This is a genomic window from Agrobacterium sp. DKPNP3, assembly GCF_052686535.1.
The window spans coordinates 1-20,738 of sequence record NZ_JBQYSN010000090.1; the positions used below are offsets into that span (position 1 = coordinate 1).

Genomic DNA, 20,738 nt, shown 5'->3' on the forward strand with positions numbered 1-20,738 from the left:
TGCGCAGTTCAAGCTGGCGGACGGCGGCTATCAGGCGAAAGCCCAGCCCGCTCCGGTTCGCACTACCGGCAACGAGAGGTCCGTTGCCTCTCCGGCCCGCGCTCTTGGCCGCAAGCTTGCCTCTGCCTTCTCCGGCAATGCCGCCATCGACACGAAGGGCGACTGGCAGGAGTTTTGAGGGCTGCAAAAAGTCGACTGGCGGGGAATCGTCCCCGCCAGTTCATATATTTTGCCTACGCGGAAAGTCTGGGTGCGCCTGCGCGCGTGGAAGGCACCGGCGGGAAGCCATGCAGGGTAGCGGCTTAGCGCCCGCCGGATTCTTTCTTGGCTTGATCGTGATGCCACTTGATGGCGAAGTACATGCCCGTACCCAGCACGATAATCTTCAGCGGAAAGAAGACGATCGGAAACAAATCCACCCAATCCCAGTCCATCATTTGATTATTCCAGTCCGTTATTCGAGATATTTTCCTACAGGCAGGGCTATCGCAAGCCGGCCGCCGCAACAATAGCTTTCCATTGCCCCTCGGCCGGGCTTTTTGACGCAGCCAGAGGCGTCCTGTTCGGCAGGACGATCGGGAATGGTGTTGCCGGCGAAATCATCGTGTTGTTTTCAGAATGTCCACCGGCCACAGACGGCGGCAACGGCGGCTAGGGCCGCGCCGTTCGTATTTGAGGCGGCCGACTTTGCACGCATTCATTAAAATATATTTCGCTTCCCATAATGTTATATTTGTTGTTATCACGCTGGTACTTGGGAGAGTTGTTGATATTTTCGGATTTTAGCAATGAATAAATTTCTGATAACAGCTATACTTTCGATCTTTTTATTCCCGACGACATTGCTTGCTCAAGCGTTTTCTTGCGCCGATTTATCGGCGAAGATTGCGACCACGCCTGCGCCTCCGGCAATAGTGGGGAACTATAAGGCGGCTCTAAACGTCCTGGACAACATCCCCGAACGAGCAGATGTCGTTCTTGTAGGAGATTCACTCTTCGCCAACTGGGCTAGAACGGTAAAAGATGCTTTCCCAAATCAAACTGTGTTTGATTTTGCCGTGGGCGGAGACAGGACGCAGCAAATATTATGGCGATTCGAGCAAGCAAAGCTGCGAATGAACGAGCCCAAGGCAGTGGTTGTTTTGGCCGGAACCAATAATATCAGTGACGGCGGGACGACAGCGTGCGGGGTGTTCGAGGGTCTTAAGGCAATTATCAGGGAAGCGAGAATTGCCTGGGGCAATGCTCCCATATTCGTCGTGACTGTGCCACCACGTGGGGCTGACTTTCAGGACTACGATGTCACGCGACAACAATATAACGCGTTGATTGAAGACATCCCGAACCAGATGCAAAATGTCTTCCCCGTCGTCATCGATGAGCGGGAGGTGACATGCGGAAACGTCGGGAAGCCCAAACTCAGCCCCCTTACACTCTCTTGTTCACCCGAGGGCGCTTACAAGTGCCAATGGTACAGAGCCGATAATCTGCATTTCACCGATCCTGCATATGTTTTGATCAGGCGATATATCGGCGAAGCCAGCATTCGTTTTCTTAATCGGGACGTCTTTCTGCGATGAGCAAGAGTTACGGTATAGAGCATCTGCGCCTCATCGGATTTTTTGCTGTGGTCGTTATTCATGCCAATGCGCTCGGCCTTTTCGGGGACTGGCGGGTGACGGGATACGTTTCCGACCAGCTTTCCAGATTTGCCGTTCCAGGCTTTTTCATCATTTCCGGCTACCTTTGGAAGCGGGAGGAGATAGCAAAACCCCATGCGGCCTCGTGGAAACTCGTTAGCAAGATCGTCCCGATATTCGTGGCATGGATTGCAATTTATATGATTGCGGAATTCTCGGGCCTTTATCCTCGGGAATTTGGAGTGAAGATAGCGGCCTATCTTGCCGTTCCCTTCACTGGCGGCCCGGGTTTCCATTTGTGGTTTCTGTCTGCGCTTGTGCTCGGCTCCGCTCTATGCTGGATCGCCATCGACAGGTTTGGAGAGCAAACCGCTTTGATTTCCGCATGTTGCCTTTATGCAAGCGGGGTTCTCATCGGAACTTATGGCCACCTTTTTGGGCTCAGATTTCCGTTGTTCACATATCGTAACGGGATAATCGAGGCTCCTCTGCTCCTGATGATCGGCTACCTGTTGCAAGGATCGCGCTTCTTGCATGCAAACAGGCTGTTTTTCGCGACGATGGCGCTCGGCGGAATCGTAGTCCAGCTATCGGAGGGAATTCTCTCAGGACGATTTCCTGCTACGGTAGAATATTCGTTCGGCACCGTTCCGTTTTCTGTCGGTTTGTTCGGTCTGTTTCTTTCAGTGAACATATCGGACAGGGGGTGGGGAAAAGCGGTTCTCGGCGCCTATCTCATTCATCTTTTTGTTTTAAAAGTTCTGGCAGCCCATCTCGTTTCCACCGGGCCTCTCCCTGCCTTCACCGTCACGATTGCCGCCGCGTTGATGTCACTGGTAATTGCTCGCTTGCTGCTTCAATCACCCGCGCGGAAGCTGGTTTCGGCCTGAGAGCACGCACGACGCTCGAAACGCGGGCGGCAACAGCCTGACACCTATGCCAACTACCCGGTGCCGCCTGAGGGCGGATAGGCGGCCGGCCCGGCTCATTTGCGTCATGTGGGCGCAGGTCACTCGACGACGGCGAAAGACATTGGCTCAATGGCAGAAGGCTTTTCGTCACAATGAAGGGCAGGCAGAAAAACCGAAGATATGGCGCACCCGACAGGATTCGAACCTGTGACCTTTGGAATCGGAATCCAACACTCTATCCAGCTGAGCTACGGGTGCAGCGGTCACGCTTGAATCGCGTGCAGCGGTTGGTTCATACCCTAGCTTGGTGTCGGCATCAATGTCTAAAAATCGAAGATTTACGAATGCTGATCGGATTTTCGGTGCGGCCAGTCGAGGACGTGGTTCTTGGGCATCTGGCGTGCGGACCGCCGGGTGCCAAGATGGGTCATTTGACGTATTGTCTTTTCGACAGAGCTTCTCATTCTCCTATAAGTAGTATCTTATGGGGGAAATTTGCGGGTTCGGCTCTTTCCTGCGGTCGGGTGATTGCAATCACGGAAATGCCTTTGAGCGCCGATCCAGAGGCATTTTTTGCTCTTGTAAACTAGCTGATAAATAGTCATACTTTTCTTGTCGGCGAGCGCGTGAATTCCGCTTACGTTTTTCGGTAGCGGGCATTAACTGTCAAATTATTCTACAATATTAGTATCATCTACATTTATTAGGGATACAGTTTTGCGGCGTTGTCGGCTATAGTTCGGGCAATGCGAGAGGCGAATCAGGCGGGGGATCGGATGGCTTTGCGACTGGCACATAGCAACGGGCCGCAGATGGAAAAGGCCGAGCGCGGCAGCTCCGGCGACGCGGCGATGGCGGGAATCGACTACGGCTTGCTGACGACGGCGATCAGTTATCACTTGAGACACTCTCAACTTGCCGTGGCAAATGATTTTGCCGAAGTGCTGGCCGGGCACGGTTTGCGACCCGCCGATTTTTCCGTTCTGGTCATTGTCGGCGGTAATCCGGGCCTCAAGCAGAGCGATGTTGCTGAAGCTCTTGGCATCCAGCGAGCAAATTTCGTCGCGATCGTCGACAGCATGGAAGAGAAGGGCCTGCTTGTCCGCCGCAAGTCGGAAGAGGACAGGCGCGTTCATTTCCTCGACATGACCGAGGAAGGCAGCGACTTGCTCGACCGCCTTTCCGACCGCTGGCGCGACCGCGAAGAAAAGCTGATCGACCGGATCGGCGGCAAAAAAGCACGCGATCAACTCCTGTCCCTACTGGGGCGTCTGCGCGACTGACCGTCGCAGCTCAATCATCGCTTCCGAGCCTTCTCTTCACGGCAGCCTGATCGGCTGCGGTTCGAATTGCGTTGCAATTTTCCTGCGAAACCGCCAAGACGCATGCGCATCTCGACTTCTCAAGGGAGATCGGGGTGCTGACTGATCGACGGGAAAGGTCCGGGACGGAGCGCCATGCTAAATATCGATACGAGTCATCCGCTTTACCGGCCGCTGTGGGTCCGGTTGCTCATCGTTGGCTTCTGCGCCGCATGGGCAATCATCGAATTCGTCAATCGCGAGTTTTTCTGGGGGACCATCGTTGCCGGCATCGGCGCCTACGCCGCTTACGAACTGTTGGTGAAATTCAAGCCGGCAAATGCCAGCGCGAAAAGCGCCGACGTTGCCGACGTTCCCGCGGTCGACAGCACGCCAGCCGATAAAAACGACGCCGGTTGAGGCGTCCCTTTCCTTCGTCTAATACCTCTTGCTTCAGCACGGCCGATTTTACCTGAAATGCTCGCGCGTTCGTAACATGCGGATGGCCTGATCGATCAGCAGATTGGCCGCAGTCATGCGCTGCGTTGCATTGTGCCGGAACTGCGGTTTTACCCGGTCGGGGTGGTTAAGGCGGGCAAAGGCACGACGCTTTTCCGCAAGCGTGGCAGCCGTGTCGGTGTCCTGAATGGCGAGTTCCGCAGAGACGTCCGCCAGCGAGGTTTTTTCAAGATGCGCCGGCATGGCCTCAGGCTCCGGCTTCGGTGTTGGCCCCGGGGGCGGTGCGGGCTCCGCCAGGAAGGCGAAGTAGGCATCGAGATTCCCGTTTTTTTCCGGTGGCGCCTCGCTATGGGTATCGATGACAAAGCCGGAACTGAAGCCGGCGATACGATGGCCGGCAGGCGGTCGCTGATCCAGGCTTTCGTCCCGTTCTTCTTTCTCCTGCTTCAGCCGTTCAACGACCGACTGAAAGACGGATTGTCCGAAGAGCATGCGGCTTTCCTGTGCCGGTTGGATGATGCGGCTTTTTTAGCGCATGAAAATGGTGCCGGGCTTGCAGCCATCAAAGGCCCGTCAGCTTCCGGCTTTCATCCAGCACCAGATCGTAAAGCAGACGGGCGCTGGGCGGCAGGACCCTGCCTTTGGTGGTGATGATGCTATAGGGCTTCACCACAAGTTCGAAATCCGTCGGCAGGATGCGGGTTCGGCCGATATCGGCCTGCTGGCCGGCCACGAACTCCGCCATGTCCTGCGCAATGGGCGCGATGGCATCCGTGTTGCAGACCAAAGCGAGCGTCAGTACGACGGAGGGCGTGTTGATGACGTTGCGCGGCATGGCGACGCCATGGGTCAGGAACACATCCTCCATGGTTCTGCGCAACAGCGCGCCCGGCGGTTGGAACACCCAGTCATAGGCGGAGAGGTCCTGCAGGGTCACGGGCTCGCCGCGCAACAGCAGCGGATGGTCCTGGCGCACCACCAGACAGGCCCGCTCGATGCCGATTTCGTGGATGGAGAAAAGGCTCGGATCGAAATCATCAGGGATACGGCCGATGATAAAATCGTGCCGGGCCGCCAGTAATTCGCGAGCCAGCACGTTGCTGCTTTCCACCTGCACGTTGATTTCAATGCCGGGATAGGTATCCATGGCGCGCCTTATGGCGGGAACCACAAGGCTGATCGCCGGTGCGGTGACAGCGCCGATGAAGACGGAGCCGCCGCTTCCCGATTTCATCTGGTTGAGTTCGCGGCTCGCTTCGCGCAGTTCCAGAAGGATGGTGCGAGCCCGACGCGCCAGCGCCTCGCCGAATTTCGTCAGCACCACGCCGCGCGAGGCTCTCTGACAAAGGGGTGATTTGACGATCGCTTCCATTTCCGCGAGCATGCGCGAGGCGGCGGGCTGGGTCATGTTCATGGCGGCGGCAGCCGCGCTGACCTGGCCGTGCTCCTCTATCATGACCAGCATGCGCAGGTGGCTCATCTTCAATCCAGCCCGCAGAAGAGGGTTGTCTTCGAAGACAAAAAGGGCGTCCGTCGTTTGCGCCTGCTCATACACTCTTTGGTTGCTCATTCGCAGTTTATACCCCTCATCGGTTTTTGTATCGATTTAATATAGCAAAATTGATATATGGAAACCGATATATTCTATTTGACAGTTATATGGATTCAGAACAATTTGCGGAATGCCGGGGAGGAGCGGCAGCTGTTCTGTTTCGCATGTGCGAAAAGGAACGAGCGCAATGCGGCTTCTTCCTCTGACGGCATGAATTTCATGGTGCACCGCAGCAGCGGGCGCCATAGAAGGGCTCAAGGGAGAGAGTTTATGAAGTCCATTATTTCGCTGATGGCAGCTTGTGCCATCGGTGCTGCTTCTTTCGCAGCGCCGGTTTTCGCACAGGACAAGGGTTCTGTCGGTATCGCAATGCCGACGAAATCGTCCGCACGCTGGATCGACGACGGCAACAACATCGTAAAGCAGCTTCAGGAAGCCGGTTACACCACCGACCTGCAGTATGCTGACGACGATATTCCGAACCAGCTTTCCCAGATCGAGAACATGGTCACCAAGGGCGTCAAGGTCCTCGTGATCGCATCGATCGATGGCACCACGCTGTCGGACGTTCTGAAGCAGGCTGGACAGCAGGGCATCAAGGTCATCGCTTATGACCGCCTGATCCGCAACAGCGGCGACGTCAGCTACTACGCCACCTTCGACAACTTCCAGGTTGGCGTTCTGCAGGCGACTTCGATCGTCGACAAGCTTGGTCTGAAGGACGGCAAGGGTCCGTTCAACATCGAACTCTTCGGCGGCTCCCCGGACGACAACAACGCCTTCTTCTTCTATGATGGCGCAATGTCGGTTCTCCAGCCTTACATCGACAGCGGCAAGCTGGTCGTGAAGTCCGGCCAGACCGGCATGGACAAGGTCGGCACGCTGCGCTGGGATCCGGCAACGGCCCAGGCCCGCATGGATAACCTTCTCTCGGCCTACTACACCGATGCCAAGGTTGACGCCGTTCTGTCGCCTTACGACGGTCTGTCCATCGGCATCATCTCCTCGCTCAAGGGCGTTGGTTATGGCACGAAGGAGCAGCCGCTGCCGGTCGTTTCCGGTCAGGACGCTGAAGTTCCTTCCGTGAAGTCGATCATTGCCGGCGAGCAGTACTCCACCATCTTCAAGGACACCCGCGAACTCGCCAAGGTGACCGTGAACATGGTCAACGCTGTCATGGAAGGCAAGGAACCGGAAGTGAACGACACCAAGACCTATGAAAATGGCGTCAAGGTCGTTCCGTCCTACCTCCTGAAGCCTGTTGCCGTGACCAAGGAGAACTACAAGCAGGTTCTCGTCGATGGCGGTTACTACAAGGAAGACCAGCTGAAATAAGCTGCAGACACATGCGGGGATGGCTTGGCGTCATCCCCGTTTTTCCATAAAAATAAAAACGCCTGAACTAATCGGGCGCTGGATTGCGATATGGCCAATACCATTCTCGAAATGCGGAACATCACCAAGACGTTTCCGGGCGTGAAAGCGCTTGAGAACGTTAACCTCAAGGTGAAAGAGGGTGAGATCCACGCACTCGTCGGTGAGAACGGCGCGGGAAAGTCGACCTTGATGAAGGTCCTTTCCGGTGTTTACCCCGCCGGCTCCTATGAGGGCGAAATCCATTACGAAGGCGCCGTCAGAAACTTTCGCGCCATCAACGACAGCGAAGATATTGGTATCATCATCATTCACCAGGAGCTGGCGCTCGTGCCGCTCCTGTCGATTGCGGAAAACATCTTCCTTGGCAACGAAGTCGCCTCGAACGGCGTCATCAGCTGGCAGCAGACCTTCAACCGTACCCGCGAACTCCTGAAGAAGGTGGGTCTGAAGGAATCGCCGGAGACGCTGATCACGGATATCGGCGTGGGCAAGCAGCAGCTGGTCGAAATCGCCAAGGCGCTGTCGAAGAGCGTGAAGCTGCTCATCCTCGATGAGCCTACGGCATCGCTCAACGAAAGCGATTCCGAGGCGCTGCTGAACCTGCTGATGGAATTCCGCAAGCAGGGCATGACGTCGATCATCATCACCCACAAGCTGAACGAAGTGCGCAAGGTGGCCGACCAGATCACCGTGCTGCGTGACGGCATGACCGTGAAGACGCTCGACTGTCACAAGGAAGAAATCAGTGAGGATGTGATCATCCGCAACATGGTGGGACGCGATCTCGAGGATCGTTATCCGCCGCGCGACGTGCCGATCGGCGAGACCATTCTCGAAGTGAAGAACTGGAATGCCTATCACCAGCAGCATCGTGACCGCCAGGTTCTGCACGACATCAACATTACCGTGCGCAAGGGCGAAGTCGTCGGTATCGCCGGCCTGATGGGCGCAGGACGCACCGAATTTGCGATGAGCGTGTTCGGCAAGTCCTACGGCCACAAGATCAGCGGCGACGTCTTGCTCCACGGCAAGCCGGTGGATGTGAGCACCGTGCGCAAGGCGATCGATGCAGGTCTCGCCTATGTGACGGAAGACCGCAAACATCTTGGTCTCGTGCTCAACGACAATATCCTGCACAACACCACGCTGGCCAATCTCGCCGGCGTCTCGAATGCCAGCGTCATCGACGATATCAAGGAAATGAAGGTGGCGAGCGATTTCCGCACGCGCCTGCGCATCCGGTCTTCGGGCATTTTCCAGGAAACAGTCAACCTCTCGGGCGGCAACCAGCAGAAGGTCGTGCTGTCCAAGTGGCTGTTCTCCAATCCTGACGTGCTGATCCTCGATGAACCGACCCGCGGTATCGATGTCGGCGCGAAATACGAAATCTACACCATCATCAACCAGCTCGCTGCCGAAGGTAAAGGCGTTCTGATGATCTCATCGGAAATGCCCGAACTGCTCGGCAATTGCGACCGCATCTACGTCATGAACGAAGGCCGCATCGTCGCTGAATTGCCGAAGGCAGAGGCGAGCCAGGAAAGCATCATGCGCGCTATCATGCGCTCAGGGGAGAAGAACTCATGAGTTCGGCAAACACCACAAACGAAGAAAGTAACGTCATCTCGGTCGGGTCGTATATTCGCTCCAACATCCGCGAATACGGCATGCTGATCGCGCTCGTCGCCATCATGGTTTTCTTCCAGTTCTACACCGGCGGTATCCTGTTCCGCCCTGTGAACCTGACCAACCTCATCCTGCAGAACTCCTTCATCGTCATCATGGCGCTGGGCATGCTGCTGGTCATCGTGGCGGGGCATATCGACCTTTCGGTCGGCTCCATCGTTGCCTTCGTCGGCGCGATCGCGGCCATATTGACAGTGCAATGGGGCATGAACCCATTTCTTGCGGCGCTGATTTGCCTCGTCATTGGCGGTATCATCGGTGCTGCCCAGGGTTACTGGATCGCCTATCACCGCATTCCGTCCTTCATCGTGACGCTGGCGGGCATGCTGGTGTTCCGCGGCCTCACGCTCTTCGTGCTCGGCGGCAAGAATATCGGCCCGTTCCCGACGGATTTCCAGATCATCAGCACCGGGTTCCTGCCCGATATCGGCGGCATTGAAGGTTTGAACACGACCTCGATGATCCTGACCGTCCTTATCCCCGTCGTGCTCTTCTATCTTGCCTGGCGCCGCCGCGTCGTGAATGTGAAGCACGGCATCGATGTCGAACCCTTTGGCTTCTTCGTCGTCCAGCATCTGGTCATCGCTGCTGCCATCCTCTTCCTCGGCTATCAGCTTTCCACCTATCGCGGTCTGCCCAACGTGCTGATCGTGATGCTGGTGCTGATCGCGCTCTACAGCTTCGTGACGCGCCGCACGACCATCGGCCGCCGCGTCTACGCCATGGGCGGCAACGAGAAGGCGACCAAGCTTTCCGGTATCAATACCGAACGCCTGAGCTTCCTGACTTTCGTCAACATGGGCGTGCTTGCCGGTCTCGCCGGCATGATCATCGCGACCCGCCTCAACTCGGCAACGCCGAAGGCCGGCGTGGGCTTCGAGCTTGACGTGATCGCGGCCTGCTTTATCGGCGGCGCTTCGGCATCCGGCGGCGTTGGCAAGATCACCGGTGCGGTCATCGGCGCCTTCATCATGGGCGTTATGAATAACGGCATGTCGATCGTCGGCCTCGGCATCGACTTCCAGCAGATGGTCAAGGGCCTCGTGCTGCTCGCCGCCGTGTTCTTCGACGTCTACAACAAGAACAAGGGCTGATCGGCTCACCCCTATCGCAGTCCTAAAAGTGGCCGGTTTCCGGCCACTTTCATAAGATGCAGGCGCATTGCGCCGCGTAGAAGAGATAAAGGCGCTTGGCGCCGGAGGAAGGAAATCCCGTGCTCATTTCACAGATCAAAGATGCCAGTGGAAACATCATCGTAGCGGTTCGCGAAGAAGGCGGAGAGGCACGCGCAGTCAAGGGCGCAGCGTCCGTTTATGCGCTTGCCATGGAAGCGGCCAATGGCGGCAAGAACCTCGCCGACGTCATTTCGGCGCACGGTCTGGGCGATGCCGTCGATCTTGAAAAGGCGTATGCCGAAGGTCGCTTCCTGCCGCCGATCACCCACCCCGATCCGGCGCATCTGCATCTGACCGGTACCGGCCTCACCCATCTCGGTTCGGCCGCAACCCGCGACAGCATGCACAAGAAGACCACGGAAGCGGCGGAAGAAAGCCTGACGGACTCCATGAAGATGTTCCGCATGGGTCTCGAAAACGGCAAGCCGAAGGCCGGTGAAAAGGGCGTGCAGCCTGAGTGGTTCTACAAGGGCAACGGCCATGTGGCGGCAGCACCGGGTGCGGCGCTCACCTCGCCATCCTTCGCGCTTGATGGCGGCGAAGAACCTGAGATGGCGGGTATCTACGTCATTTCCGACAAGGGTGAAGCGGTGCGTATCGGTTTTGCCGTGTCGAACGAGTTTTCCGATCACGTCACCGAGCGGATCAACTATCTTTACCTTGCCCATTCCAAGCTGCGTCCGGCGAGTTTCGGCCCCGAAATCCGCGTCGGCGCACCGCCGTCCGATATTCGTGGTACCTCGCGCATTCGTCGCGGCGACAAGGTCATCTTCGAAAAGCCGTTCGTTTCGGGTGAGGACAACATGTCCCACACCTTCGCGAACCTCGAATATCACCACTTCAAATACGGCCTGTTCCGTGCGCCTGGCGATGTGCATGTGCACATGTTCGGCACGGCAACGCTTTCCTTCGCCGAAGGTATCAAGCCGGAAGAGGGCGACGTGTTTGAGATTGAGGCCGCCGGTTTCGGCCTGCCGCTGAAGAACCCGCTGGCGGTCGATGCGGAAGAAGAGATCGTGGTCCGCCAGATCTGATCTAAGGGCAATCTTTGGGAATGATAGAGGGAGCAATTGCTTCCTCTCTTCGTCATACCGGCCTTGAGCCGGTATCCAGCCAGCCCGAGTTTTTGGGCTGAAAAGAGTCTTTTCTCCGCGCAGACGCGCGTTGGCTGGTTTCCGGCTCAAGGCCGGAATGACGCAGGTCATATTGTCTGCGTCGACTGATCACGAGCAAATGTCGCTATCGCGAGGCAAAATCCTGCAGATGCGAAACATCCGCCAGTGAAACGACGGCGCGGTTTTGCCAGTAATCGTCTTCCTTCAAATGGGTGATGCTGCCGGAGCGCGCCGGGAAGCTGACATAACCTGCGCTGTCGATCGGCATCTTGATCCATGCCGCGATGACGAAGGTCAGGGCAAAACCATGGGTCACGATGATCTGCGTGGGACAGGGCCGCGCGATGATCATGTCCACGGCCCGATAGACCCTTTCCGCGAATTCGCGTCGTGTCTCGCCATCGGCAATGCCGCCGCGATGGTCAAGGCGATTATGATGCGGTGCCGGGATTTGACGCTCATCAAGCCATTGCTGCGGCATGCCTTCGGCCTCGCCGTAACTCATTTCCCTGAGGTCGCGCATGGTCTCCATTGGCTGCCTGAAGCGTTCCGCGATGATTTCTGCGGTCTGCGCGGCACGAAGCAGGTCGGAGCTTAAGATTTCCACGGGTTCGCCGCCGACCAGCATCGCCAGCCTTTCCGCCGCCGCCTCCGCATCGTTCCTGCCATGTGGAGTCAGTCCGGTATCATACCAGCCTCCAACCCGGTTCTCGATGTGGTGGACCGACTGAGGGTGAGTTACGACATAGATATTCTTCACGGTATCCTGCTTCTTTGCGGCCAGTCCTGTTCAAAATCCCCAGAGCTTGCCTTCTCCCACTTCCACAGAGTTCCCGGAGGGATCGCGGATATAAACCGAATAGCTGTCATTCGGCCAACGGTGATAGTGCTCGATGGGAATTTTGAGCGTTTCGAAGTGTGCTTTCCAGCCGTCTACCTCCGTTTTGTCCCTTGCGTAAAAGCAGAAGTGGCCTGCACCGGCCGTGCCATGGCGGGGAATGGGGTTGTCGGGATCGGCCTTGCGCGACTTCTCTGGGTCGAAAACCAGCAGTACCTGCTGCCCGCATCTGAAAAAGACGAAGCTTCCGGGCACCTTGCCGATGATCTCCAGCCCAAAGACATCGCGGTAGAAAGCCTCGGCGGCTTCGAGATCATTCACATAGATCGCGGTTTCCATGATGGCTGTCGGCGGTCGCATGGTTCCTCCTATGGTTCAGACGCGGTGACGAATGGTGGGAAAGGGCCGGCCGCGTCAGGTCTTGTAGGTCAGCACGGTCAGATCGTGCTGGCCGACGCCCCCTTCGAGGATGCTCCAGCCGCAGTTGATGTAATACTCCTCAAGCCCTGCCTCGCAGCAGAGGTAGGCCGTGTCGTAACCGAGTTCGGCGGCCCTCTTTGTTGCGGTCTGCATCAGGGCGCGCGCCACGCCTGAGCGGCGGCGGCCTTCCTCCACCCAGAGCGCGGCGACCCAGGGAAGATATTGCGGGCGTTCCTCGAGATCGGAATGAATGAGAAAGGCGGAGCCGACATAGGCGTCTCCATCATGGGCGACAAAGCCGGTGGGGAGGGCGTAAGGATTGGTCATCTCTTTGAGGTGCTCGATGACATCGTCCACCTTGAGGCCGCTACCCTGCCACCAGGCCGTCCAGACCCTTTCTGCTATGATGGGTCCATGCGACAGGCAGTCGCGATAGTCGGAAATGCTGTACAACGCCGTCTCCCGGCCGGTTTGTCCCAAGAGGGTAAACCGGATCATGCTTTCAATTGAGAACGGCGATTAAAACGGGTGCAGCACCCTTTTGCAACCGTCAACTTGTGGCGGTTGGTCAGCGCTTTTCGGCCGTGACATGCAGCCAGTCTGTCGGCAGCTTGTCGTAACCGCTACCCTGTCGGGCTTCGATCTCTATGCCCGTCCAGTCATATAGCCCATAAAGCTCCTCCAGCCATGACCTCGACGGATAATTGTAATAGCGGCCGAACGTATCGCGCCCTTCAGCCCCCCGGCCTTGAAGCTCGCGTAAAAGATTCCGCCCGGTTTCAGCGCGGTGTGGATGCGGCCGATGATGCCCGGCAGGGCAGCGCGGGGCACATGCAGCAGGCAGGCATTGGCCCAGATGCCGTGATAGCGCCCGACCTCATCGAGATCTTCAAACAGCAACGTTCTGACAGGAATGCCGAGCCGGGTTTCCGCCGCTTTGGCGATGTCGGGCGTTCCATCGGTCGGGTGCACGTCGAAACCGGCTGCCAGCATGTATTCGCTGTCCTGCCCGCCGCCGCATCCTAGCTCGAGGATGCTGGCGCCCGTTTGCAACTGCGACAGGAATGTCTCCAGATGCTGGCGGTCTGCCACCTGTCCGCGTGTGGTATAGGCGGTTGCGTTGACCGTGTAGAAAACGATGGTATCGTCGTCCTTGGCAACCATGATATCAGCTTTGCGACTGGCTCTGGCTCTGCGATTGTTGCACGGTAACGGAGACGCTGAGCGTCTCACCGGCCGGGCCAATGCGCATGCCCGATATCGGCGCGCAATCGCGATAGCAAAGGCCGGACGCGATGCGGACATAACGGTCGTCGGGGCAGATATTGTTGGCGGCGTCGAAGCCGACCCATCCGAGGCCCTGTAGGTGCACCTCGGCCCAGGCGTGGGTGGCGGTCTGTTCCTCGACCTCGTCCATCATCAGATAACCGGACACATAGCGCGCTGGCAGGCCCATCTGACGGGCGGCGGAAATGAGAATATGGGCGTGGTCCTGGCAGACGCCCTTGCCGGCTTCCAGCGCCGCTTCGGCCGTGGTTTCGATATCGGTCGCGCCGGGCACATATTCCACCTTGCCGTGGATGGTCTCCATGAGATTGTGGAGGCGGGCAAGCTCGCTCTCGCCGGCGCTCACCTTCACCAGTTCGCGCACCAGTTTTCCGGGTTTGGTACGCGGCGTTTCCCGCAGGAAAAGCCATAGCGGCGCGCTGCCGACGTGGTGACCGAACACGCCTGCCTTATCCTGCGTGCTGACAGTGCCGGTCGCCACCACCTTCACCCGCTTTTGCGGCCCTTCGGTTTCCACCAGTGCGACGCGATTGCCGAAATGGTCGTCATAGGTCACTTCCACGGTCGCACCATCGACGGAGACATCCCAGTCCTCCACCGTCTGGCTTGGGCCGGTCTGCGGTGTCAGGCGCAGCCGCTGCAACGCGTAGGGCATCGGCTCGTCATAGACATAGTCCGTCGTATGGGTGATTTTCAGACGCATCAGCTGTCCCCGTCCACGCGCTTATTGATAGAAGCGGTAGCCTTCCGTTATTTCCTGTCCCAGTTGCCCGTTGCGGTGCACGAACCTTTCCAGGAACTCATGCAGCCCCTCGTCCATCACCCGGGCGATGGTGGTCGTGCGCAGGCTGTCGCGAATGCTCTCGGCCGTGTCGTGCGCCTTGTGCCTCTCGCTGTAGTCGTCGGCAATGTAATTGAGGTTGCTGGCGATCTTTTCGTAACAATAGGCGAGCGAACGCGGCATGCGGCCGTTGAGGATGAGAAAGTCGGCGATATTGGCCGGCTTGTATTCCGCATCATAGACCCAGCCATAGGAACGGTGGGCCGAGACCGAGCGCAGGATGGATTCCCATTGCGCATTGTCGAGCGACGAGCCCACATGCGCCACGGCCGGCAGCAGCACGTAATATTTGACGTCGAGGATGCGCGCCGTGTTGTCCGCCCGCTCGATGAAGGTGCCGATGCGGGAGAAGTTATAGAGATCGTTGCGCAGCATGGAGCCATGGAAGGCGCCGCGCACCAGACCGGCGCGATGTTTGATCACATCGATGGTCTGCGGCAGCTCTGCGTGGCTGAGCTTGCGGCCGAGGATGTTTTTCAGCTCGATCCAGAATTCGTTGGTGGCTTCCCACGTCTCGCGCGTCAGTGCCGTGCGCACCATGCGCGCGTTGTTGCGGCCCGCTTCGATGCAGGACATGACGCTCGACGGGTTGGCCTTGTCCCGCAAGAGGTAATCGATCGCATTGGCCGTCGTCACCTTCTCATGTGTTTCGAGAAAAGCTTCGTGAACGCCCGCGCTCTGCAACACGCCGTCCCAGTCCTCGTCGCCGCTGCCCGAGCGCGTCAGGGAAACGCGCAGGCCCGCATCGATCAGCCGGGCGATGTTTTCAGCGCGCTCGATATACCGGAACATCCAGTAGAGCCCGTTTGCCGTTCTGCCCAGCATGGCTTAGTCCTCCAGTACCCACGTATCCTTGGTGCCGCCGCCCTGGCTGGAATTGACCACCAGCGAACCCTTCTTGAGGGCAACGCGGGTCAGGCCGCCGGGGATGATCTGCACCTTGTCCGAAACAAGCACGTAGGGGCGCAGGTCGACATGGCGCGGCGCAATGCCGTTTTTCACCATGATCGGCACGGTGGAGAGCGACAGCGTCGGCTGCGCAATGTAATTCGAAGGGCGCGCCCGCAGCTTGTCGGCAAACAGTGCGCGCTCGCGTTTGGTCGCGGTCGGGCCGACCAGCATGCCGTAACCGCCTGAACCGTGGACCTCCTTGACGACGAGTTCGGCGAGGTTGTCGAGAACGTATTTCAGGCTGTCGGGCTCGGAACAGCGCCAGGTCGGCACGTTTTCCAAGAGCGGCTTGCGGCCGGTATAAAATTCGACGATCTCGGGCATGTAGGAATAGATCGCCTTGTCGTCGGAAATGCCGGTGCCGGGGGCATTGGCGATGGTGATGTTGCCGGCGCGATAGACATCCATGATGCCGGGAACGCCAAGCGCCGAATCCGGCCGGAACGTCAACGGGTCGAGGAAGTCGTCGTCGACGCGGCGGTAGAGAACGTCGATCGCCTCATAACCGCGTGTCGTTCGCATCTTGACCTTGCCGTCCATGACACGCAGGTCGGAACCTTCCACCAGCTCCACACCCATCATGTCGGCGAGGAACGAGTGCTCGTAATAGGCGGAATTGTAGATGCCGGGGGTCAGTACCGCGACGCGTGGTCTGCCGGTGCAGCCGGGCGGGGCCAGTGAAGCAAGCGACTGGCGCAGCAGATAGGGATAATCCTCCACCCGCCGCACGCGGTTTTCGTGGAAGAGCTCCGGGAACATCTGCATCATCGTTTCGCGGTTTTCCAGCATGTAGCTGACACCTGACGGCGTGCGGGCATTGTCTTCCAGAACATAAAACTGGTCTTCGCCGGTGCGGACGATATCGGTGCCAACGATATGGGTGTAAACGCCTCCGGGCGGCGTGAAACCGATCATTTCCGGCAGGAAGGCTTCGTTCTTCTCGATGATCTCCCGGGGAATGCGACCGGCGCGGATGATTTCCTGCTTGTGGTAGATATCATCGAGGAAAGCATTGAGGGCGAGAACCCGCTGTTCGATGCCCTGGGCCAGTTTGCGCCACTCACGGCCGGAGATGATGCGTGGAATAATATCGAAGGGTATCAGTTTTTCTGAACTGTCGGCGTGGCCATAGACCGCGAAAGTAATACCGGTTTTTCGGAAGATGTTTTCAGCGTCTTTTGACTTCTGGATCAGGTGCGCCCTGTCCTGCCGGCTGTACCATTCGTTGTAGTTTTCATATGGGCTTCGCGGCGTGTCGTCCGCATTTATCATTTCGTCAAATGCCAACTTCGATGTCCCCTTTTTTGCCATATGAATACAACGGGAAATGCAATGCAAGAACTATGCGGGGCTGCCCTAGAAGATTTTTCGTCACTCTAGAGTTTTAAAAAAGAAGCGTTTTTTTAGCTTCAGCCTATAAATGCGGCATAGACAAATTCGTTGCGTGAAAGGAAGCGGCGATCGCGGTGACAAAGCTGTGTGTGCCGTGTGCGAATGCATAAAATTTGGTCGGTCGCTTTTGTCTGATTGATCTCGACGGTCGCATCAGAAAATCTGAAAGATGCGATGACGAAAACACCTTTGACCTTTTGCCGCGTTGCTTATACCGCCATGATGAACCACGGCTCGATCATTCGCCGGCCTGCATAATCGAAAATTCTTGTACGCCGCCTGTCCCGCACCACTTCCGGTTATGGCCACGACGCGGCTGAGGGGGAGTTACCATGTCGCTCGACCGTCTGGCCCCGGCCATCTTCGTCTTTCTCTGGTCGACCGGTTGGGTCACCGCGAAATATGCCGTCTATTATACCGGGCCACTGACCTTCCTCTGTCTGCGGTATCTGCTTGCCGGGCTGCTGCTGTGGTTCATCTGCTGGGTCTCTTCCATTCCATGGCCGCGGACATTGACGGAGGTCTTTCGGGCAATCCTGTCCGGTGTCTTCCTGCACGGCCTTTACCTTGGAATGATCTGGTGGGCGATTGGCCAGGGTGTTCCGGCGGCGATCGGCGGGATCATTGCCGGGCTGCAGCCGTTGATGACGGCAGTCGCCGCCCGCTTCATGATCGCCGAAAAAATCTCGCCGCTGCAACGCGCGGGCCTGGTCATCGGCTTTGCCGGCATTACCATAGCGGTCCTGCCAAAGGTCATGGCGGGTGGTTCGACGGGCCTGTCTGTGCCGCTCTACGCCGTGGCGGTCAATGTGCTGGGCATGACTTCGGTCACATTCGCAACGCTCTATCAGAAGAAATATGTCCAGGGCGGAAACATCATGGCGATTGCTACGCTGCAATATGTCGGGGCGCTGCTGGTAACGGTGCCGTTTGCCCTGCTTCTGGAGGATGGCCACATAGACTGGAGCTTTGGTCTTGCCGCGACGCTTGCCTGGTCGGTGGGTGCCATATCCATCGGTGCGGTTGCGCTGCTTCTTTATTTAATACGGCGTGGGCAGGTCTCGCGCGCCGCCTCGCTGATCTATCTCGTACCACCGCTTGCGGCGGTGGAAGCAGCCCTTCTTTTCGGAGAAACCCTGACACCGGCCATGATCGCCGGCACGGTCCTTGCGGTCACCGGGGTCTACCTGACCAACCGCAAACCGTCGGGGACGGTTGCAGCGCGTTGATTCCCACAACCTCATATTAGAGGTTTGTTAACCATAAAATTATACCTCTCGTTAATCACATGATTTGCCGGGGGTTACATGTCTATTTCACGTCGTGGTGTTCTGTTCGGATTACCGCTGTTTCTGGCTGGTTGCGCGCATACCGGGATGGGTGAGCAAAGGCTTAATTATGCGGCGAAGCCGGAAGAGAAATTTCCGCTGCCCGCCATGCACCTCGACAAGGTCAAGCCGGAGCTGCGCCGTCAGGAAGTGGCCTACGAGACGCACCACCCGGCTGGCACCGTCGTGGTCGACACACCGGCGCGTCGGCTTTACTATGTTCTGGGTGACGGGCGCGCCATGCGCTACGGCGTCGGCGTTGGCCGACAGGGTCTCGCGCTCAAGGGTGATGCCTATATCGGCCGCAAGGCGGAATGGCCGTCCTGGACGCCGACTGCCAACATGATGCGCCGCGATCCACGCAATCTCAAATTCGCAGCCGGCATGCCCGGTGGCCCGAACAATCCGCTCGGGGCACGTGCGCTTTATCTTTATCGCGGCGGCAACGACACCATGTTCCGCCTGCATGGCACCAACCAGCCGCAGTCCATCGGCCATGCCATGTCGAGCGGCTGCATCCGCATGCTGAACCATGATATCATCGACCTCTATAGCCGCGTGCCCGTGGGCTCGAAGGTGGTTGTGCTGCAGGCCTGATCAGGGGCGGATTTTCCGCCCTCGCGATCAGAAAAAATGTCTGAAGCTCTGAGTTGATTTTTCGGACTGCAAGTAAGTTTTCTATGGTCAAATCAACTATTTGTAGAAAATCGGGGTTTGCGTATTTTAGGTGGTTCTGCAATATCGGAAACGTGATTTCCGCTATGCCAGAGGTGTATCCATAAACGTGCCATCGCGTCGTCGACGGCGCTTCACCACTTCAACGGGGACACATTAAAATGGCAATGTTCGACTCTCTCTCGCGTTATCGCCCGCAGGCGCTCGGCGCGCTGCGCATCATGACAGCGCTGCTTTTCATTTCGCACGGAACGCAGAAGCTGTTCGGTTTTCCGGCATCGCAGATGGAGGGCTCTCTGCCGACCATGCTGCTGGTGGCGGCGCTTCTGGAATTCGTCGGCGGTATTCTGGTGCTGATCGGCCTCTTCACGCGTCCGGTCGCCTTCATCCTGTCCGGCCAGATGGCGGTCGCCTATTTCATCGCACATGGGCCGAAGAGCTTCTTCCCAGCGCTCAACGGCGGCGATGCGGCTATCCTGTTCTGCTTCATCTTCCTTTATCTTTTTGCGGCCGGTCCGGGCGCTTTCTCCGTGGATGAACGCCGGGCCTGATCGCCGGCTGTCATCACCGATCTTTATTGAGGCCCCGCATGGCTGGAACCATGCGGGGCCTCGTGTTTTGAAGTGGCAAAAACTTCGGTCGCCGCCGAAGCATTGATGCTTGTTTTCGGGTTAGGAACGGTTCCTCCTAAATGCAGTTGGAAGATTGATCCGTGAACCCACAGAACACCATCGCCCGTGAATTGCTGTTTCTCGCCCTGCTGTCCACGCTGTGGGCCGCTTCCTACACCTTCATCAAGATCGGGGTGGAGACCATCCCGCCCATCACCTTCATCGCATCGCGCACGCTGATTGCTGGTCTGCTGCTTCTCGCGGTCATCTGGCTGCGCGGGCTGCGCTTGCCCACGGATGTTGCGACGTGGCGGCTGTTCTTCATCCAGGCCTGTATCAACAGCGTGCTGCCCTTCACGCTGATCGCCTGGGCGGAACAGAGCATCGATGCCGGGCTTGCCGTCATTCTCAATGCCACGACGCCGATCTTCACCTTCCTTCTCACCGCGCTGGTCATCCGGCATGAGGCGGTGAGCGGGCGCAAGCTGTTCGGCACCATTGCCGGCATGACCGGCGTGTGCCTCATCATCGGCATGGAAGCGCTAGATGGAGCGGGCGACGCGCTATGGAGCCAGTTCGCCGTGCTGACCGCAGCGTTTTCCTATGCCTGCGCGGCCATTTTCAGTAAAAATTTCAAAGGGCTCGATCCGATCATGCCGGCAGCCGGCTCGCTGATCTGCGGTGCGGTTCTGCTGTTTCCCGTCAGCCTGATCGTTGACCGACCCTGGACCTTGTCGCCTTCGGCGGAATCATTGACGGCACTTGTGTGCCTCAGCGTCTTTTCCACCGCGCTCGCCTTCATGATCTATTTCCGGCTGATGCAGACGCTGGGCTCGGTGGGCACGACCTCGCAGGCTTATCTCAGGGTGCCGGTCGGTGTCGCCATCGGCATGGTGTTTCTGGGGGAAATGCCGACATCAGCCATGTGGGTGGGGCTGGTCTGCGTGATCGCAGGCGTGCTGGCCATGACCTTGCCGTCAAGACGTCGGCCGGTTGCCGAGGGCGGTTGAAGACAAAGAAAAACCCCGCAAAGCTTGGACTTGCGGGGTGAAATTTAAAAGCGCCTGGGTGCAGGACAACGGCATATAGACCGAGTGGGTGCCGCTTGTTTCTTCTCCCCGAGGGGGAGAAGTCCGCGGCAGCGGGATGAGGGGGCGAGGCTAGCAGTATATGGCGAGC

Annotated in this window: 21 protein-coding genes, 1 tRNA gene and 1 pseudogene; 12 read left to right on the top strand and 11 right to left on the bottom strand. The window is 57.9% G+C overall.

Going from position 1 to position 20,738, the window contains the following annotated elements; all coding sequences use genetic code 11:
- Window positions 1-302: 302 nt before the first annotated feature.
- Complete coding sequence (locus tag ACUTJJ_RS20170) at window positions 303-437, bottom strand: hypothetical protein (protein WP_256366757.1); 135 nt, start codon at window positions 435-437, stop codon at window positions 303-305.
- 351 nt (window positions 438-788) lie between these two features.
- Here ACUTJJ_RS20170 and ACUTJJ_RS20175 point away from each other — a divergent pair, with 351 nt between their 5' ends.
- Both ACUTJJ_RS20175 and ACUTJJ_RS20180 read left to right on the top strand, forming a co-directional pair.
- Window positions 789-1,580 (top strand): GDSL-type esterase/lipase family protein, encoded by a 792-nt coding sequence (locus tag ACUTJJ_RS20175; protein ID WP_296068561.1) that lies wholly within the window; start codon window positions 789-791, stop codon window positions 1,578-1,580.
- The gene (locus ACUTJJ_RS20180) at window positions 1,577-2,530 is read left to right on the top strand and encodes an acyltransferase (protein WP_445543237.1); all 954 of its coding nucleotides are present in this window, start codon (window positions 1,577-1,579) and stop codon (window positions 2,528-2,530) included. The genes ACUTJJ_RS20175 and ACUTJJ_RS20180 overlap by 4 nt, the downstream gene beginning before the upstream one ends.
- A gap of 202 nt (window positions 2,531-2,732) precedes the next feature.
- Here ACUTJJ_RS20180 and ACUTJJ_RS20185 read toward each other — a convergent pair.
- A tRNA-Arg gene (locus tag ACUTJJ_RS20185) sits at window positions 2,733-2,809 on the bottom strand.
- A gap of 518 nt (window positions 2,810-3,327) precedes the next feature.
- Between ACUTJJ_RS20185 and ACUTJJ_RS20190 the strand changes: the two genes are divergently transcribed.
- The gene (locus ACUTJJ_RS20190) at window positions 3,328-3,834 is read left to right on the top strand and encodes a MarR family winged helix-turn-helix transcriptional regulator (protein WP_445543238.1); all 507 of its coding nucleotides are present in this window, start codon (window positions 3,328-3,330) and stop codon (window positions 3,832-3,834) included.
- A gap of 174 nt (window positions 3,835-4,008) precedes the next feature.
- On the top strand, window positions 4,009-4,272 hold the full coding sequence (locus ACUTJJ_RS20195) for a hypothetical protein (protein WP_063950782.1): 264 nt from the start codon (window positions 4,009-4,011) through the stop codon (window positions 4,270-4,272).
- Window positions 4,273-4,320: 48 nt separating this feature from the next.
- On the opposite strand, the gene ACUTJJ_RS20200 is transcribed toward ACUTJJ_RS20195, so the two are convergent.
- Window positions 4,321-4,803: a hypothetical protein gene (locus ACUTJJ_RS20200; protein ID WP_209087328.1), complete on the bottom strand. Its 483-nt coding sequence runs from the start codon at window positions 4,801-4,803 to the stop codon at window positions 4,321-4,323.
- 70 nt (window positions 4,804-4,873) lie between these two features.
- A complete protein-coding gene (locus tag ACUTJJ_RS20205) occupies window positions 4,874-5,881 on the bottom strand; it encodes a LysR family transcriptional regulator (RefSeq protein WP_063950780.1) in 1,008 nt (335 codons plus the stop codon).
- 252 nt (window positions 5,882-6,133) lie between these two features.
- Here ACUTJJ_RS20205 and chvE point away from each other — a divergent pair, with 252 nt between their 5' ends.
- The 4 genes from chvE (at window position 6,134) to araD1 (ending at window position 11,135) form a co-directional block, all read left to right on the top strand.
- Window positions 6,134-7,198, top strand: coding sequence for a sugar ABC transporter substrate-binding protein ChvE (gene chvE, locus ACUTJJ_RS20210; RefSeq protein ID WP_063950779.1), 1,065 nt, complete (start codon window positions 6,134-6,136; stop codon window positions 7,196-7,198).
- A 90-nt stretch (window positions 7,199-7,288) separates the two neighbouring features.
- Complete coding sequence (gguA, locus tag ACUTJJ_RS20215) at window positions 7,289-8,827, top strand: sugar ABC transporter ATP-binding protein GguA (RefSeq protein ID WP_063950778.1); 1,539 nt, start codon at window positions 7,289-7,291, stop codon at window positions 8,825-8,827.
- Window positions 8,824-10,020 carry a sugar ABC transporter permease GguB gene (gene gguB / locus ACUTJJ_RS20220; RefSeq protein WP_063950777.1) on the top strand — a complete coding sequence of 399 codons (1,197 nt, stop codon included), beginning with the start codon at window positions 8,824-8,826 and terminating at the stop codon, window positions 10,018-10,020. The genes gguA and gguB overlap by 4 nt, the downstream gene beginning before the upstream one ends.
- A gap of 119 nt (window positions 10,021-10,139) precedes the next feature.
- Complete coding sequence (gene araD1, locus ACUTJJ_RS20225; RefSeq protein ID WP_209087330.1) at window positions 10,140-11,135, top strand: 2-keto-3-deoxy-L-arabinonate dehydratase AraD1; 996 nt, start codon at window positions 10,140-10,142, stop codon at window positions 11,133-11,135.
- A 205-nt stretch (window positions 11,136-11,340) separates the two neighbouring features.
- Here the strand turns inward: araD1 and ACUTJJ_RS20230 are convergent, their stop codons facing one another.
- From ACUTJJ_RS20230 to ACUTJJ_RS20260, 7 genes and pseudogenes are all read right to left on the bottom strand, one after another.
- On the bottom strand, window positions 11,341-11,976 hold the full coding sequence (locus ACUTJJ_RS20230; protein ID WP_445543239.1) for a histidine phosphatase family protein: 636 nt from the start codon (window positions 11,974-11,976) through the stop codon (window positions 11,341-11,343).
- Between the two features lie 30 nt (window positions 11,977-12,006).
- Window positions 12,007-12,414 carry a VOC family protein gene (locus ACUTJJ_RS20235; protein ID WP_445543240.1) on the bottom strand — a complete coding sequence of 136 codons (408 nt, stop codon included), beginning with the start codon at window positions 12,412-12,414 and terminating at the stop codon, window positions 12,007-12,009.
- Between the two features lie 54 nt (window positions 12,415-12,468).
- A complete protein-coding gene (locus ACUTJJ_RS20240) occupies window positions 12,469-12,927 on the bottom strand; it encodes a GNAT family N-acetyltransferase (protein ID WP_063950773.1) in 459 nt (152 codons plus the stop codon).
- 115 nt (window positions 12,928-13,042) lie between these two features.
- A pseudogene (locus ACUTJJ_RS20245) lies at window positions 13,043-13,638 on the bottom strand (class I SAM-dependent methyltransferase).
- A gap of 4 nt (window positions 13,639-13,642) precedes the next feature.
- Window positions 13,643-14,464: a transglutaminase family protein gene (locus tag ACUTJJ_RS20250; protein WP_445543241.1), complete on the bottom strand. Its 822-nt coding sequence runs from the start codon at window positions 14,462-14,464 to the stop codon at window positions 13,643-13,645.
- A 21-nt stretch (window positions 14,465-14,485) separates the two neighbouring features.
- The gene (locus tag ACUTJJ_RS20255; protein ID WP_063950770.1) at window positions 14,486-15,427 is read right to left on the bottom strand and encodes an alpha-E domain-containing protein; all 942 of its coding nucleotides are present in this window, start codon (window positions 15,425-15,427) and stop codon (window positions 14,486-14,488) included.
- Window positions 15,428-15,430: 3 nt separating this feature from the next.
- Window positions 15,431-16,840: a circularly permuted type 2 ATP-grasp protein gene (locus ACUTJJ_RS20260; RefSeq protein WP_063950769.1), complete on the bottom strand. Its 1,410-nt coding sequence runs from the start codon at window positions 16,838-16,840 to the stop codon at window positions 15,431-15,433.
- Window positions 16,841-17,277: 437 nt separating this feature from the next.
- On the opposite strand from ACUTJJ_RS20260, the gene ACUTJJ_RS20265 reads away from it, so the two are divergent.
- The 4 genes from ACUTJJ_RS20265 to ACUTJJ_RS20280 all read left to right on the top strand — a co-directional run bounded on the left by ACUTJJ_RS20265 (window position 17,278) and on the right by ACUTJJ_RS20280 (window position 20,569).
- Entirely contained in the window at window positions 17,278-18,174 is an 897-nt protein-coding gene (locus tag ACUTJJ_RS20265; RefSeq protein ID WP_445543242.1) for a DMT family transporter, read from the top strand.
- Between the two features lie 78 nt (window positions 18,175-18,252).
- Window positions 18,253-18,870, top strand: a complete 618-nt coding sequence (locus tag ACUTJJ_RS20270) for a L,D-transpeptidase (RefSeq protein ID WP_063950767.1) — start codon at window positions 18,253-18,255, stop codon at window positions 18,868-18,870.
- A 239-nt stretch (window positions 18,871-19,109) separates the two neighbouring features.
- Window positions 19,110-19,499, top strand: a complete 390-nt coding sequence (locus tag ACUTJJ_RS20275) for a DoxX family protein (RefSeq protein WP_063950766.1) — start codon at window positions 19,110-19,112, stop codon at window positions 19,497-19,499.
- Window positions 19,500-19,660: 161 nt separating this feature from the next.
- Window positions 19,661-20,569, top strand: a complete 909-nt coding sequence (locus tag ACUTJJ_RS20280) for a DMT family transporter (protein WP_445543243.1) — start codon at window positions 19,661-19,663, stop codon at window positions 20,567-20,569.
- Window positions 20,570-20,738: the final 169 nt, after the last annotated feature.